Genomic DNA, 15267 nt, shown 5'->3' with positions numbered 1-15267 from the left:
CGCGGGGGCTGCAAGCTGTCGGGAAGGCCGCGGGACAGGCCGGCCAGGAGGACGCCATGCAACGACGTGCGCTGCTCGCCAGCGGTCTTTCAGCACCCTTCCTCGCTCCGGCGGCACGGGCGCAGGGCGGATGGGTGCCGGACCGGCCGATCTCGCTCGTGGTGCCCTTCCTGGCGGGGGGATCGACCGATATCGCGGGCCGGGTCTTGGCCGACCGGATGGGCCCGCGGCTGGGGGCCAACGCCCGGGTCATCGTGGAGAACCGGGCCGGGGCGGGCGGCGCCATCGGTAGCGAGTGGGTGCGGCAGAGGCCGGCGGATGGCGCGACCCTTCTCCTCGCCACCGCTTCCTCCCACGCGACGAACCCGGCGGCGCTGCCCTCGCAGACGCCCTACGACCCGGTCGCAGACTTCACGCCAATCGCGATGCTCGGGGGCGGGCCACTGGTGGTCGTCGTGCCGCAGGCCTCGCCCTTCCGGACGATGGCCGAACTGGTGGCGGGCATCCGAGCGCGGCCGGGGGCGCTGTCCTGGGCCACCTCCGGCGTCGGCGGGGTGGGGCACCTGACGGGGGAATACCTCAAGATCGCGGTCGGCGGGCTGCAGGCGGAGCACGTGCCTTATCGCGGTGGCTCGGCGGTGATGGAGGCGCTGGCCAAGGGGGAGGTGGCCTATTCCTTCGAGGTGCTGGCCTCCACCGCGCCGCACCTGCGCGACGGGCTCTCGCGTGGGTTGGCCGTGACGTCCAGGGAGCGGCACCCGCTGTTTCCGGAAATCCCGACCGTCGCGGAGACGGTGGCGCCCGGCTTCGAGGTAACCACCTGGAACGTGCTTCTCGGGCCGCGGGGGCTGCCTGGACCGGTGCAGGCAGCGCTGAACGCAGCGGCGAACGCGGTCCTGGCCGACCCCTCCGCACGGGAACGGCTGGTGGCGGCGGGGGTGGATCCCTCGCCCCCGAGCACGCCCGAGCAGACCCGCGCCTTCCTGGCGACCGAACTGGCCAAGTTCCGCGGCATCGTTGAGCGAGGGGGGCTGCGGCTCGCCGGCTGAAACCTTTCGCCACGTTCGGGCGGGACACCCCGGGCTTGACTCGCGCGCGGGACAACCGAGTTCAAGGGGACCTGTACGGAGACGGCCATGCTGATCAAGATCCGCCGCGGCTGGGAACTGCCCGAGAGCGCGGCTACCCCTGAGGCGGTGGTGATGGGGCGGCGGGGCGCGCTCGGCGCGGGCGCCGCGCTCGCCGGGGCCGCGCTGCTCTCACCCGGGCTCGCCGGGACCGCACTGGCGCAGGCGGCGATGCGCAACACGCGCTTCCAGCCCGGCCGCGATGTCACGCCCGAGGGGGACGCGACGAACTACAACAACTTCTACGAGTTTGGGGGCTCGAAGAGCGTCGCCTCGGCTGCGGCGCGCCTGAAGGTGAACCCCTGGAGCGTAAAGTTCGACGGGCTTGTGGCCCAGCCGCGCGAAATCGGGTTGGAGGACCTGCTGAAGCAGGTGCGGCTTGAGGAGAGGGTTCTCAGGCACCGCTGCGTCGAGGCCTGGGCGATGACGGTGCCCTGGACCGGCTTTCCGATGTCCGAGCTCGTGCGGCTCGCGGCGCCGCGCCCGGAGGCGAAGTTCGTGGTCTTCGAGACGGCCACGCAGCGTGACACGATGCCCGGGCTGCGGCAGGCCTGGTATCCCTGGCCGTATACCGACGGTGTGACGATCGAGGAGGCGAGGAACGAGCTCGCCTTCGTCGCGACCGGCATGTATGGCAAGCCGCTGCCGCCGCAGAACGGGGCGCCCATACGGGCGCTGTTCCCCTGGAAGTACGGGTTCAAGGCGCCGAAGTCGATCGTGCGCGTGACCTTCCAGGCGGAGCGGCCGGTCGGTTATTGGGAGAAGCTGCAGGCGAGCGAGTACGGCTTCTGGGCGAATGTGAACCCAGAGGTGGCGCATCCACGCTGGAGCCAGGCGAGTGAGCGGCTGCTAGGCTCGAACGAGCGGGTGCCGACGCGGATCTACAACGGCTACGGCGAGTTCGTGGCGCCGCTCTACGCGAACATGCAGAACGAGCGTATCTGGTACTAGGAAGCCAGAAGGGGCGCCCGGTAGGGGCGCCCCTGGCTTGCGGTGCTCAGCCGTGCTGGCCGTCGCCGCCCGTGATGCCGCTGCGCTGCAGGAAGACCTGGGCGGGAGTGCGGGTCACATCGTCCCCCCCGGCGCTGGCGAGGGGCGTACGGCTCTGGCTCGCAGTCCAGGCCGGATAGGCGCTAGGGCCGAGGCCGTCATAGCCCTCGGCGAAGGCGGTGCCTGCGGCGAGCGGGCTCACCACCACGGCAGCAAGCCCCAGGGCGCGAAGGCTGCGCGGAAGGGTGAAGGAGGACATCGTCCATATCCCTAAAGGATGGCGGCGGCGGGATGTCGTCGTCTCTTGAGCCCCGATATGCTCCCTTGCGCCACCGGCCACCACTTTGGACGGCGGATGTAACCTATTCATCCGTTGAATGCGCCTTCTAGCGCCAACAGCGCGGCTGAATGGCTTTCAGGCGGGAAGGAGCTTCGCCTCCCAACCATCCCTCAGGAGCGCCGCAGAAAGGCGCTCGGTCGCTGTCGCAGGGGCATCGAGCGCGACCTCGCGCCGATCGAGGTCGAAGCGTGGCTCGGCATGCGGGTCGGCCTCCCGCAGGGCCGCGGCCACGCCCTTCGCGCAGCCGCCGCAATTCATGTTGGCGATGTGGAAACGGATCATACCTTCCTCCTATGCCGCCGGAAGATCGGCAGATGGGGCTTCCCACCATCGGAAGGTCAAGAGGTGCGACGCGATCGTCGCGCGGCGGTGCAGCAAGCTTCAAGGTTGCGCGTTCAGGCCTGTGTAACTCGGGTGCCGGCCCTGCGAGGCCGGCGGTTGGAGGCAGGATGGAGACGGGCACCAAGCGGCTCGGCGTGCTCGTGGCCGCCATGGCAGCCTCGCTGGCGCTGATGGCCGGCGGGTTTCGCCGGCGGCAGGAGGAGGCTGCGACAGCCGCGGACCGGCGCGGGCTGGAGGCAGTCTCGCAAAGAGGGCCTCAGGGGAGGGCCGGCTCGCGCGGCAAGAGCGGCAGCGGCGCCGCGAGCACCAGCGGACACGGGCGTGACGCCGGCACTCCCTCCGAGATCCCGGCGCGGGGATGGTGGGACATCCTGAAGCGCACGGCCACCCAGGCCTCGAACGACCGGCTGCTGACGGAGGCGGCGGGGGTGACCTTCTACGCAATCCTTGCGCTGTTCCCGGCGGTTAGCGCTCTCGTCTCGCTCTACGGCCTGTTCGCGGACCCGGCGACGATCAATGACCACCTCTCGGCACTCGCGGGCTTCGTGCCCGAGGGTGGGATGAGCGTCATCACCGATCAGGTGAAGCGCGTGGCGAGCCAGGGCGGCGGCGCCCTGGGCTTCGGGGCGGTTGCCAGCATCCTGCTCTCCCTCTGGAGCGCCAACGGAGCGACGAAGGCGGTCTTCGACGCGCTGAACGTCGTCTACGAGGAGGACGAAAAGCGGGGTTTCATCCGGCGCACGCTGACGACGCTCGCCTTCACCGTGGGCGCCATCCTCTTCGCTCTCCTGGCTATGGCCGCGGTTGTGGTGCTGCCCGTGCTGCTCGACTTCGTAGGGTTGGGCCCAACCGTGGAGATCCTTCTGCGAGTGCTTCGCTGGCCGCTGCTGCTGGTGGCCATTGGTGCGCTTCTCGCCTGCCTCTTTCGCTACGGGCCGAGCCGCGATGCCGCGCAATGGCGTTGGGTGAGCTGGGGCGGGGGCTTCGCGGCCGTCGCCTGGCTGATCGGCTCCGCCGGCTTCTCCTTCTACGTCTCGCATTTCGGCAGCTACAACGAGACCTACGGGACGCTCGGCGCCATCATCGGCTTCATGACCTGGATCTGGATCTCCACCGCCATTGTCCTCGTCGGCGCCGAGCTAGACGCAGAGATGGAGCGGCAGACCGAGCGGGACACCACGGAAGGTCCGGAGCAGCCCATGGGCACCCGCGGCGCGAAGATGGCCGATACCGTCGCCTGACAGACCGAGGGCGGCCTCAGGGGTGCGGTGCGATGCCCGCCAGGAGGTCGCCTTCCGTCGGCGGAAGGGGTGGATTGCGGATGACCGAGAGCTGGCCGCGGTCCTCGAGCACGGCGTAGCGCACGGCGGAAAGATCACCGATGCCCTGCTGCCGGAGCATGCTGGAAAGGTCGTCCTGCGTCAGGCCCGATCGCCTCAGCTCGGCCGACAGGATTTTGCCGCCGGACACGAGCAGGCGCGGCGTTCGGACAAGTGCCCCGTGCACCACCGGAATTAGCCGCAGACGGGTCACCAGGGCATGGCCCGCTAGAACGGAGAGGAGCGTTGCCGCACCCGTCAGGAAGCTCGCATCATGGGCGTTCGGGATGCGCCCGACGATAGCGCCGACGGCCACGGCCGCGACAAAGTCAAAGGGCGAGAGCTGCGCGAGGGTGCGGCGCTCGCCCAACCGGAAGCCGATGACGGCAGTCAGGTAGAGCAGGAGCGCCTTCGCGACGACCCAGCCGAGTTCTCCAGCCTCTCCAAATAGGTACTCCATCCGCGTCTCCTGCCCACTGCTCCTGGGCGCCAGTGCCTTGGGAGGGGGATGTTCCCGTCCGGTGTCGCTTGTGAGATCACGGAGGGGAAGAGCGAATTCATGCTCTCATTCCGGTAAGTCCGACCTCGAAATGGGTCGTGACTGTGAAGCGTTGAGCGCCGAAGCTCAGGAACTGCAGCTTTCGATGGAGCTGGGCAGGGTGGATCAAACCAAGCTGGGGTCAGAACTCTAGCTAGGCGTAATAGCTGGGCGGTTTCGGAAACCGAACCGCTCTTCGCGGCATTCCTCGTCTGTCATGTGACGGAGCGCGCTTGCCGCAGATGCCGGATGTCCTTGCCCGTCACCGAACCTCGCCTTTCTACTGGCTCGTCGCGTCCATTTGGTCCGGGCGTGGCGGCAGCGTGGCCGGATGACGGGCGCGGTGTCGTCGGCCGCTGCGCCCCTGGTGCGGCCGGTGTTGGAATGCGACGGGTGCGGGGAGCGGGTCCGACTACCCCCTATCGGACCGCGCGCCGAAGCCTGCTGCCCACGCTGCGACACGCTTCTGCACCGAGGCCGCTTGGGCTCGCCTGACGCGCCCCTGGCGCTCGCCCTGGGAGGGCTCGCGCTCTACGCGGTGACGATGGCGGCGCCCTTCCTCAGCTTGAACCTTCTCGGACAGGTGCGGGTGAGCGGGGTGGAGAGCGGGGCTGGAGCCTTCGTGCAACAGGGTTACCCGCTGCTCTCAGTCCTGGTGGTCTTCACCCTCGTCTTCGTTCCCTTCGCCCGCCTCCTGCTGCTGCTGACCGTGTTGCTCGGGCTGCGGATGCGGCAGGCGCCGCGCTGGCTGTTCCGGCCCTTCGGCTGGCACGAATGGCTGGGCGGCTGGGCGATGGTGGAGGTGTTCCTCTTCGGCGCCCTGGTCTCCTACACGCGGCTGCGTGACCTCGCGCAGGTAGAGCTCGGGCCGGCAGCATACGGGCTTGCGGCGCTCGCCTTCACGCTGGTCGCGGTGAACGCGCTTTTGCATCCGTCGCAGATATGGGAGGCGCTGGAGCGGCAGGGCGCGACGGCGGCGCCGCTTTCCGGCGCCGGCGAGGCGGCGGAGGGGCCGTTGCTGAGTTGCGAGCGCTGCCGGCGGCTTTCCGCGGCGGCGCCGGGCAGCCCTTGCCCACGCTGTGCGGCGCGGCTGCATCCGCGCAAGCCGAACAGCCTGGCGCGCACCTGGGCACTCGTGGTTGCGGCCCTCATCCTCTACGTGCCCGCCAATGCCTATCCGGTGATGGTTATCGTCAGCTTCGGCCGCGGCGGACCGCACACGATCCTGGGCGGCGTGAAGGAGTTCGTGCAGACCGGCTTCTGGCCGCTCGCGCTGATCGTCTTCCTGGCGAGCGTCGCGGTGCCGATGCTGAAGCTTCTCGGGCTGGTGGTGATGCTTCTGGGGGTGCACCGCCGCTCCGCCGCGGGGCTGCGCGCGCGCACGCGGCTCTACCACGTGGTCGAGGCGATCGGGCGGTGGTCAATGATTGACGTCTTCGTCGTCTCGGTGCTGATCGCCGTGGTGCGGTTCGGTAATCTGGCCTCGATCAACGCGCAGATCGGTGCGACCTGCTTCGCGGCGGTCGTGGTGCTGACCATTCTTGCCGCGCAGGCTTTCGATCCGCGGCTCATGTGGGACGCGGCCGGGCGGCCTGGCGGAGGACGCGCGTGAGCGGGCAGGGGGATGCGCCGGGGCTCCCGGAACCGGCCGAGGCGCGCACGCGGCGGCGCCGGCTTTCCTTCATCTGGCTGGTACCGGTCGTCGCGCTGTTCGTTGCGGGTTACCTCGGCTACCGGACGCTGTCGGATCGCGGTCCGGTGGTGACCGTCACCTTCCGTAACGCGGACGGACTGACCGCCGGGCAGACGCAGGTCCGCTACAAGGCGGTGCCGGTAGGGGCCGTCGAGACGGTGCGGTTAAGCGAAGACCTGCAGCGCGTGCGCGTGGGCATCCGAATGAACGCCGAGATGGAGGGGCGCCTGACGGAGCACGCGCGCTTCTGGGTGGTGCGGCCACGGCTGACGGCCGGCAACGTCTCCGGCCTCGAGACCATCGTCTCGGGCAGCTACATCGAGTTCGACCCTGGCCGCGGCGAGGGGGAAGCGAAGCGCGACTTCGCGGGGCTCGAGGATCCGCCTGGCGTGCGCTCCGACGAGCCGGGGAGGGTCTTCACGCTGGAAGCGCGGCGGATCGGCTCTCTCGATCGGGGCTCGCCGGTGATCTTCCACGATGTGGCGGTGGGCGAGGTGCTCGGCTACGACCCGCCCGGCTTTGAAGGCAGCGTGACGCTGCGGGTCTTCGTCCGCTCGCCTTATGACCGGTTCCTCAGGGAGGGATCGCGCTTCTGGAACGCCTCGGGCGTCGATCTGCGGGTCGGGGCGGAAGGGGTGAAGCTGCAACTGGAAAGCCTTCGCGCCGTGCTCTCGGGGGGTGTGGCTTTCGATACGCCGCCCGAATTCCGTGATCAGCCGCCGGTGAGGGATGGCGCCCGCTTCCAGCTCTTCGAAGACCTGGAGGCGGCTATCGCGGCCACCTCGCGGGAAAGGCTGGAGTTCCTTCTCTATTTTGACGGCTCGCTGCACGGGCTCTCGCCGGGGGCTCCGGTGGAGCTGCGCGGCGTGCGCGTCGGCACCGTCCTGGACCGTGGACTTGCCTTCGATGCCGCGCGCGAGGTCTTCCTCACGCCCGTGCGGATCGCGATCGAGCCGAGCCGGATCTCGTTTCCCGCCGGACGGGAGCAGGGCGGCACGGCGGACGAGGTTCTGGTCTTCGCCCAGCGGATGGTCGCCAAGGGAATGCGGGCACAATTGCAGAGCGCAAGCCTGCTGACGGGACAGATGCTCGTCTCCATCGATTTCCTGGCCGATGCCCCTCCGGCCGAGGTGCAGATGGAAGGGGAGACAATCGTCCTGCCGACTCTCGGCGGCGGCAGCGACATCATGGGGGCGGTGAGCGGGATCGCCGGCAAGATCGAGCGGCTGCCGCTGGAGGAGATCGCGCGCAATCTGAATGATACGCTGGCCTCGGTGAACAGGCTGGTCGGCGGGCCGGAGTTGCGCGGGGCGGTGGGGGCGCTCTCCTCCGCGCTGCAGGGGGTGCAGGAGCTCGTGCGATCCGCCGATGCGGGTCTCACGCCGCTCATGCGGCGGCTGCCGGGGATCGCCGCCAATCTCGACCAGGCGATCGGGAGGGCGAACACGGCGGTGGCCTCGATCCAGCGTGGTTATGGGGGAGACTCCGTCGTGAACCGGGAGCTGGAGCGGCTGCTGGGTCGCGCGAACGAGACCGCGCGCTCCATCCGGCTCCTCGCCGATTACCTCGACCGGCACCCGGAGGCGCTGGTGCGCGGACGGACCGACAGGGCGACCGAGCGTTGAGCGGCGCGGTGCATCGCCGCCTAGTCCTTTTTGGGCTCGGCTTGCTCGCGACAGGCTGCGCCTCGCCGGAGCCGAACCTTTACAGGCTGCTGCCACGGCCGGGTGTGCAGCGCCCAGGTGGGCCGGGGCTGCTGGAACTGCGACAGGTTGGCGTGCCGGGTTATCTCGACCGGCCAGAAATCGTGCGGGCGGGAGAGGGACCGCGGCTGCGCTCTTTGCCGAACGAGCGCTGGGCGGAGCCGCTCGGTGACCTCATCGGCAGCGTCCTTAGCGAGGACCTGACGCTCCGCCTGCCCGGCATGACGGTCGCCACTGAGGGTGGTGCGCTGCGGGCCGAGGGCGAAGTCGTGGTGGAGGTGGATATCCAGCGCTTCGAGGCGGGGGAGGCAGGACGGGTGGAGCTGGTTGCCCAGGTGAGCGTACGCCGGCGAGCGGCGCGTAATCGACGGGACACCCGCATCGTCCGCCTGGGCGCCCTGCCGGCCGGGCCGGATACGGCGGCGATGGTGGCGGCGATGAGCGACGCGCTGGGCGGGCTCGCCGACGCGATTGCTGGAATGGCAGTGGGCCGGTAGGCCAGAGACCATCGCCGGCGTTGGCAGAGGGATGCGCGGCGCGCTTCCTCGCGGAGGCCGCCGGGGCCGGCGCGCGCAGGACCGGTAATGAATAACGTGCGGAAGGGAGCGCACCTAGGCCAGGGTAGCGACCGCGGGCTGGCCCGTTACTGCGGCCTGAACGGAGGGTTCACGCTCGTGGCCCTCGTGGGCGTTGCCGACACGCTCACGCGCCTTGCCTGGAGAGACACCCGGTAATAACCGGCACGGAGAGAAATCAAATAAGCTTCACGTCCTGCAGCAGGGGGCTGGGCTACCCCACGCCCGAACGGGTCGCAGGAATCCTCATGCACCATACCGAGAGTCCCCGGCGATATCGCAGTGTCTTCATCTCCGACCTGCATCTCGGCACGAAGGGCTGCCGGGCAGACTTTGTCGCCGACTTCCTCCGCTCAATCGAGTGCAGCCATCTCTATCTTGTCGGCGATATCGTGGACGGGTGGAGGCTGCGCAAGTCTTGGTACTGGGACGCGCATCATGACGAGGTGATCCGGCTCGTGCTGCGGCATGCGCGGAGGGGAGCGACGGTCACCTACATTCCCGGGAACCACGACGAGAAGTTCCGCGACTGGCTCGGCCTGGAGGTGGCCGGGGTCCGCCTTTCGGCCGAGGCCGTGCACGTCACGCCGGACGGGCGCCGGCTACTGGTAATACACGGCGATGCCTTCGACAGCGTCGTGCGCTATGCAAAGTTCCTCGCTCTGCTAGGGGACTGGGCCTATGACGCGGCGCTCGAACTCAATCGCCTGCTGAATCTGGCGCGGAGGCGGCTGGGCTATCCCTACTGGTCCCTGTCACAATGGCTGAAGCGTCAGGTAAAAGGGGCGGTGAAGGCCATAGACCGCTACGAGGAGGCCCTCGCGAACGAGGCACGCCGGCGCGACATGGATGGGGTGATCTGCGGGCACATCCATCACGCGGAGATGCGCTCGATCGGCGGGGTGCTCTACATGAATGACGGCGACTGGGTAGAGAGCTGCACGGCACTGGTCGAGCACATGGACGGGCGGTTCGAATTGGTGTCCTGGACGGAGGAGCGAAAGCTATCCTTCTTCCGGTCCCGCCGAAGCACGACACCTGCACCTGCACAAGTGCTGCCCTGAGGGTAACTGGGCGGGGCCGGAACCGGCCCCGCCCAACTCAACGGCCTTCGGTGCTCAGCGCAGGCTTCGCATTCAGGGGGAGGGTGTTGCCGCGCCAGACGGTGCTGCCCGTCGTCCATCCCCTGAGCCAAACGCCCAGCATCATCGCGTCCCTTACCGGAAAGGCTGCAACCAGGGTCCACGTAAGCGGCCAGCGCTTAGAACGGCAAAGTGCCGCTTCGGCCCCGTACCACATAAAAGCCAGCACCATTGCGGCGAGCAACGGGCTCACGCCGAGTGCCGAGGAACCCAGGACGCAGAGCAGTAAGGCAAGCGGCAGGCCGGTGACCACCTCGGGGGCGTAGAAGAGAGGGAAGGTGATCCGACGCAGGCGGGCCCAGCGGAGCTGCCGCTGCCATACCTGTGCGGCCCTCCGCCGACCGATCGGCTGTTCGAAAGGGCTGTTGACGAGATGCACGCGGCGGCCGGCCCTGCGCACAAGCTTGGTCGCTGCAGCATCCTCCGCGACCTCGGCACCCAGCGCGCTGATGCCGCCGTGGGCCTCGAGGAAGGAACGTCGCCATAGCATGCTTTTGCCTTGGGCGAAGCCAAAGCCGAGGCCTTCGCCGGCGTACTGCCAGCGCGCCTGATGCGAGTTGAGGATTGCGCACTCGACAGTCGCCCAGAAGCCCTTGGCACGCGTGCCAAGCGGTGTGGAGCAGACAAGTCCGGTGTTGGTCCGCCATTGCGAGAGAAGCTGTTCAAGGTAATCCGGCGGCATGAGAACATTGGAATCGACGAGCACGATCCAGTCATGCTGCGCGTCGTTCCAGCCTTTGACGCAGTTGTTCAGCTTAGGGTTCCCACTCACCGGGTCGGCACCGACCAGCAGGCGCGCGTGCGTTGTGGGGTGACGTTCCATGAAGCGCCGGACCACGGGAATCACGGGATCATCCGGGCGCTCAACGCAGAAGAGAATTTCGTACTCGAGATGCTCTAGGGAAAAGGCGCTGGCTAAAGTCGCCTCGATGAACGGCTCAATGCCGCATAGCGGACAAACGATGCTCACCGGCGTGCGGTTCGACGGCGGTAGTCGGGTGCGGCTGCGGAGCCGCAGGCCCGCTATGGCGAGGCTGGCCAAGTGCACGGTGCCGAGCAGCGTGCATCCAATGAGCGAAGCTAAAGCGATGCTCATGGACCACTGCACGCTGCGCGGCGTGTCCGAGCTTCACGCCGTTGCCTTGCTCGTCCGTGCAAGGTGCTATCGGGAAAGCGGCCTTCGCTTTCTGGGGGTGCAGCTACGCTCAAATCGGCTTTGCCTCTTCTTGGTCATCTGTGGTCGTGAGAAATCGACACATCGCGGTCATCAGCGTGTGACAGCGCTATGAAGCTATGATGACGGGCTCTGCCGCTAGCCCAGATAGACCCGAGAGGAAGCAGCCGTCGCCGGGCCCGCGCTGCGCAAGGACCGGCCTCGCGTGGCCAATTTCTGAACGGTAGTTTGCAGGCGCTATACGCACCCGCCCGTGAGCGAGTCGCATTCGTTTGGAATGTGTCATCGAGGCAGCACCGATATGCCATCGACTTGCAACCGCCTACTGGCCATCTGCACCGCCTGCGGCAATGGAGATCAAGGTGCGTTCAGATGTCTGCCAATAAGTCGGACCACGTCGCGCTGGCCTATGACCGCTGGGCTCCAATCTATGATCTTGTCTTCGGTCCCGTGTTCCGGCGGGGGCGGCGCGCGGCGATCGCGGCGGCGGAGCGGGCAGGTGGGCGCATCCTAGAGGTCGGCGTCGGTACGGGACTGTCGTTGCCCGGCTACAGCAGGCAGAACCTCGTCCACGGCATCGACATTTCCGCCCCGATGCTCTGGAAGGCAAGGGTCCGGGCTGTGGCACAAGGTCTTGGGCATGTGGGCGGCCTCGCCGTCATGGATGCGGAGCAACTGGCCTTCGCTGATGCCAGCTTCGATGTTGTCGTGGCGCAGTACGTTGTGACGGCCGTGCCAAATCCGGAGCGTGCCCTCGACGAATTCCTGCGCGTGCTGCGTCCCGGAGGTCTGATGGTGATCGCCACGCGCATCGGTGCGGAGGGGGGGCTACGAGCGGTGATCGAGCGCCGCCTGATGCCCGTGACGAGCCGGCTGGGCTGGCGCACCGAGTTCCCCTGGGCGCGCTACGCGAATTGGGCTGCGCGTGCGGAAGGGGTGCAGTTGGTCCAGCGGCTACCGCTTCCTCCGCTCGGTCACTTCTCGCTCATTCAGTTCGCGAAACGCCAGGGGCATGCCGTGGCCCTGGCAGACCGTTGATTGTCCTTTTTTCTCCGACAGAGGATCCGTGATGACCGGTTTCGTCGAGCATCTAAGGGAACAGCGTTGGGACGACCATCGCTACTATCACCACAGCCGCATCAACCAGAGCCTTCACTTGGTGAGCGCGATCAGCTTTGTCTTCGCCTATATGCTGGCGTTCAAGGATCCGGCCCTGGCCGCGCTGATCGGCTGGCTCGTGGCGATGACCAGCCGGCAGATCGGCCATCTGTTCTTCGAGCCGAAGGGCTACGACGAGGCGAACCAGGCGACGCACGAGCATAAAGAGGAGATCAAGGTCGGATACAACCTGCATCGCAAGATCCTGCTAATGCTGACCTGGGCATTGTCGCCGCTTCTGCTGCTGCTGGATCCGACGCTTTTGGGCTTTACGGAACCGCATCGGGCCGCGGGCGACTTCGTGCGGAACGTCGGCTACCTGTGGCTCGCGATCGGGGTGGGCGGCCTGCTGTTCCGTATGGTGCAGCTCTTCGTCATTCATGACGTGCAGACTGGCCTTGTATGGGTCACTAAAATTCTCACCGACCCGTTCCACGACATCAAGCTCTACCACAGGGCGCCCCGCCATCTGCTGCGGGGCGAGCGCATCGATCCTTCGATACAGGGCGGGCACGCCCGGTAGCGGTGATGGAGCAGGCGGGCGTCAGAATTCCTCTCGCGCCCGCCGTGCCCAACGATGAGTCAGCATCTCCCGCAGGATCTGGCCCCGCAGCATCCGGTTGGTTGCCGCGGGGCCGGCCCACCAGCCGTCGCGCTCCATGGCGCGCGCAGCCGCCAGGAAGCGGTCGGCAACCTCAGCGAACTGAGCCTCGGTATAGTTGAGGCTGAAGATCAGGCGTCCTGTGCCGACCCAGCTCAACGCCAAGCCCTCCGCGCGAAGGTAGTATTGCAGCATCCAGTTGTAGCGGGATGGCCGTATGTAGAGGACCGTCCAGATCGTTTGCAGATGGGCCACGCGCACCGGCAGTCCCTCGTCCGAGAGGCGACCGTTGAGCTCCGCTGCGCGCCTGCCCCAAGTATCGTCGAGGCCGTCATAGAGGGCCTGGACCTCCGCGCTTTCCAGGCGGCGAAGGAAGGCGCCCATCGTGCCCATGACGTAGGGATGAGCATTGAAGGTGCCGCGGGCAAAGCAGATGTCGGCGGGATTGCTCTCGCGAGAGCGCTTCATGAGCGCGCCCCGGCCGCAGAGAACGCCCACTGGCAAGCCGCCGCCAAGGGTCTTGCCGTAGGTGACGAGATCCGCTCGCACGCCGAAATATTCCTGCGCGCCGCCCGGAGCGAGCCGGAAGCCGAGAAATACCTCGTCAAATATCAGAACGATGCCACGCGCGGTGCAGGCCTCCCGCAGGCGGTGCAGCCACTCGGTATAGGCGGTGCGGTCAAAGTCGGCGCGGCGGCTGCTGTCCGCGAGCGAGGAATCGGCGGGCGCAGCGGCATTGGGGTGCAGCGCCTGCAGCGGGTTGACAAGGACGCAGGCAATGTCTGCCCGAGTGCGGATGACACGCAGCGCGCGCTCGGACATCTCCTCCAGCGTGTAGGTCTCCCGCGCGGGCACGGGGTTGCCGATGCCCGGCTGCACGTCGCCCCACCAGCCGTGATAGGCGCCGGAGAAGCGGACGAGGTGGGAGCGGCGCGTGTGATAGCGAGCCAGCCGCACCGCCTGCATCACCGCCTCGGTGCCCGACATGTGGAAGGAAACCTCGTCGAGGCCGGAGATGCGCCGCAGATGCGCGACGTTCTCGGCAACCACCGGATGGTAGGCGCCGAGCACGGGGCCGAGTTCCCGAACTGCCTCGGATCCTTCCGCAATGCACTCCTTGTAGAAGTCGTAGCCAAGGAGGTTCACGCCATAGGAACCGGTGAGATCGTAGAAGCTGTTGCCGTCCAGGTCCGTCACCGTCACGCCCGCGGAAGAGGCGAGGAAGGACCCACTCGCGAGATGCCGGCGCACGAAGCGGCTGTACTGGAACGGCACCCGGTAGGCGGCTGTGAACTGGAGATCAGAGAGGCCGGCCTTAGCCTCCTCGGTCAGGGCAGCGGTCTGTGGAAAGCGCGCCCGGTAGAGGGCTGCGAGGCGGTGAAAGCCCTCGCGCCGGCGCGCGACCACCTCCTCGGCTGCACCGTCCGATGTGAAGAACCGTGCCTCGTCGAAGTCGTAGAAGCGAACGAGGGAGGCGACGCGGCGGGCCATCCGCGCGTGCCCCGTCAGGGAACGGTGCTTTGCCCGCGAGAGCGCGAGCCTGGCTCGGCCGCGCGTGAGCAGGGCCGCGCAGGCTCCGGCGCCCGCCAGGTAGGGCGCGATGGCGCCAAGTTCAGTGATCAACATCCTGCTGTTCCTTCACGAGGCTGATGCCATGGCGACTCTCCGCTCCACGCTCGCGCGCGTCGCGCAGCAGGAGGACATCAACTTCCTCCTGACGAATCGCATCCCCCGCCGGCTGGCGACCCGCTTCGTCGGCTGGTTCGGCCGCATCGAAAATCCGGTGGTGCGTGAGCTTTCCATCTGCCTCTGGCGGCTCTTCGCCGATCTCGACCTGAGCGATGCGCGGAAGACCTCCTTCCGCAGCCTGCACGATCTTTTCATTCGGGAGCTGAAGCCTGGGGCGCGGCCGGCGGATCCCGACCCGGCGATGCTGGTCAGCCCGTCCGACGCAATCGTCGGCGCCTTCGGCACGGTGAATGCCGGTCAGGTGCTTCAGGTGAAGGGCATGCCCTACGCGCTGCGCGATCTGCTCGGCGACGAGCAGGCGGCGGCGGCGCATGAGGGCGGCACCTATGTAACGCTGCGACTCACCTCGGCGATGTACCACCGCTTCCACGCACCGCACGACCTGCGCGTGATGTCCGTGACCTACATTTCCGGCGATACGTGGAACGTCAACCCGATCGCGCTCCGGCGTATCGAGCGGCTGTTCTGCCGGAACGAGCGCGCGGCCATTCGCACGGTGCTGTGCGGCACCGAGCACCGGATCACCCTGGTTCCGGTCGCGGCGATCCTCGTGGCGAGCATCCGTCTGCGCTTCCTCGGCGCGTCGCTCGACCTGCGGCAGGGGGGAGCGAGGCGCATCCCCTGCGAGGCCGGCCTGTGCAAGGGGGAGGAGATGGGCTGGTTCGAGCACGGGTCCACGATCATCCTCTTCGCGCCCCCGGGATTCCGGTTGCACGAAGCGGTGCGGGAAGGCGCGACTATCCGAGCCGGGCAGCCCCTGATGCGGCTGCCGCTGGAGGAGGCGGACTGACGCCTGCGGCATGCCGCACGGCTGCT

15 protein-coding genes are annotated in these 15267 nt (G+C 67.8%); 10 read left to right on the top strand and 5 right to left on the bottom strand.

What is annotated here, in order from left to right; translation table 11 throughout:
* Positions 1-56: 56 nt before the first annotated feature.
* Together D9599_RS05755 and msrP are read left to right on the top strand one after the other, a co-directional pair.
* The gene (locus D9599_RS05755; protein ID WP_198380270.1) at positions 57-1049 is read left to right on the top strand and encodes a tripartite tricarboxylate transporter substrate binding protein; all 993 of its coding nucleotides are present in this window, start codon (positions 57-59) and stop codon (positions 1047-1049) included.
* Positions 1050-1136: 87 nt separating this feature from the next.
* A complete protein-coding gene (msrP, locus tag D9599_RS05750; protein WP_198380269.1) occupies positions 1137-2078 on the top strand; it encodes a protein-methionine-sulfoxide reductase catalytic subunit MsrP in 942 nt (313 codons plus the stop codon).
* Positions 2079-2124: 46 nt separating this feature from the next.
* On the opposite strand, the gene D9599_RS05745 is transcribed toward msrP, so the two are convergent.
* Both D9599_RS05745 and D9599_RS05740 read right to left on the bottom strand, forming a co-directional pair.
* The gene (locus D9599_RS05745; protein ID WP_198380268.1) at positions 2125-2376 is read right to left on the bottom strand and encodes a hypothetical protein; all 252 of its coding nucleotides are present in this window, start codon (positions 2374-2376) and stop codon (positions 2125-2127) included.
* 156 nt (positions 2377-2532) lie between these two features.
* Positions 2533-2739 (bottom strand): heavy-metal-associated domain-containing protein, encoded by a 207-nt coding sequence (locus tag D9599_RS05740; RefSeq protein WP_198380267.1) that lies wholly within the window; start codon positions 2737-2739, stop codon positions 2533-2535.
* Between the two features lie 167 nt (positions 2740-2906).
* Between D9599_RS05740 and D9599_RS05735 the strand changes: the two genes are divergently transcribed.
* Positions 2907-4040, top strand: coding sequence for a YihY/virulence factor BrkB family protein (locus tag D9599_RS05735; RefSeq protein ID WP_232480181.1), 1134 nt, complete (start codon positions 2907-2909; stop codon positions 4038-4040).
* Between the two features lie 16 nt (positions 4041-4056).
* Here the strand turns inward: D9599_RS05735 and D9599_RS05730 are convergent, their stop codons facing one another.
* On the bottom strand, positions 4057-4578 hold the full coding sequence (locus D9599_RS05730) for a DUF421 domain-containing protein (protein ID WP_198380266.1): 522 nt from the start codon (positions 4576-4578) through the stop codon (positions 4057-4059).
* A gap of 409 nt (positions 4579-4987) precedes the next feature.
* On the opposite strand from D9599_RS05730, the gene D9599_RS05725 reads away from it, so the two are divergent.
* The 4 genes from D9599_RS05725 (at position 4988) to D9599_RS05710 (ending at position 9691) form a co-directional block, all read left to right on the top strand.
* Positions 4988-6268, top strand: a complete 1281-nt coding sequence (locus tag D9599_RS05725) for a PqiA/YebS family transporter subunit (RefSeq protein ID WP_232480180.1) — start codon at positions 4988-4990, stop codon at positions 6266-6268.
* The gene (locus D9599_RS05720) at positions 6265-7974 is read left to right on the top strand and encodes an MlaD family protein (protein WP_198380264.1); all 1710 of its coding nucleotides are present in this window, start codon (positions 6265-6267) and stop codon (positions 7972-7974) included. Before D9599_RS05725 ends, D9599_RS05720 begins: the two co-directional genes overlap by 4 nt.
* An 8-nt stretch (positions 7975-7982) precedes the next feature.
* Complete coding sequence (locus D9599_RS05715; RefSeq protein ID WP_309228553.1) at positions 7983-8549, top strand: PqiC family protein; 567 nt, start codon at positions 7983-7985, stop codon at positions 8547-8549.
* Positions 8550-8875: 326 nt separating this feature from the next.
* The gene (locus tag D9599_RS05710) at positions 8876-9691 is read left to right on the top strand and encodes a UDP-2,3-diacylglucosamine diphosphatase (RefSeq protein WP_198380262.1); all 816 of its coding nucleotides are present in this window, start codon (positions 8876-8878) and stop codon (positions 9689-9691) included.
* 37 nt (positions 9692-9728) lie between these two features.
* Here the strand turns inward: D9599_RS05710 and D9599_RS05705 are convergent, their stop codons facing one another.
* On the bottom strand, positions 9729-10865 hold the full coding sequence (locus D9599_RS05705) for a ceramide glucosyltransferase (protein WP_198380261.1): 1137 nt from the start codon (positions 10863-10865) through the stop codon (positions 9729-9731).
* 450 nt (positions 10866-11315) lie between these two features.
* Here D9599_RS05705 and D9599_RS05700 point away from each other — a divergent pair, with 450 nt between their 5' ends.
* Positions 11316-11981 (top strand): class I SAM-dependent methyltransferase, encoded by a 666-nt coding sequence (locus D9599_RS05700; RefSeq protein ID WP_198380260.1) that lies wholly within the window; start codon positions 11316-11318, stop codon positions 11979-11981.
* Between the two features lie 31 nt (positions 11982-12012).
* Positions 12013-12624 carry a hypothetical protein gene (locus D9599_RS05695; RefSeq protein ID WP_198380259.1) on the top strand — a complete coding sequence of 204 codons (612 nt, stop codon included), beginning with the start codon at positions 12013-12015 and terminating at the stop codon, positions 12622-12624.
* A 21-nt stretch (positions 12625-12645) separates the two neighbouring features.
* Here D9599_RS05695 and D9599_RS05690 read toward each other — a convergent pair whose 3' ends face one another.
* Positions 12646-14328, bottom strand: coding sequence for an aminotransferase class III-fold pyridoxal phosphate-dependent enzyme (locus D9599_RS05690; RefSeq protein WP_198380258.1), 1683 nt, complete (start codon positions 14326-14328; stop codon positions 12646-12648).
* On the opposite strand from D9599_RS05690, the gene asd reads away from it, so the two are divergent.
* Positions 14303-15241, top strand: coding sequence for an archaetidylserine decarboxylase (asd, locus tag D9599_RS05685; protein ID WP_198380257.1), 939 nt, complete (start codon positions 14303-14305; stop codon positions 15239-15241). The two genes, D9599_RS05690 and asd, sit on opposite strands and share 26 nt — an antisense overlap.
* The last annotated feature ends 26 nt before the right edge of the window (positions 15242-15267 follow it).

This window comes from Roseomonas sp. KE2513, from assembly GCF_016107305.1.
Lineage (GTDB): Bacteria > Pseudomonadota > Alphaproteobacteria > Acetobacterales > Acetobacteraceae > Roseomonas.
This window is presented reverse-complemented; position numbering and strand designations above follow the sequence as displayed.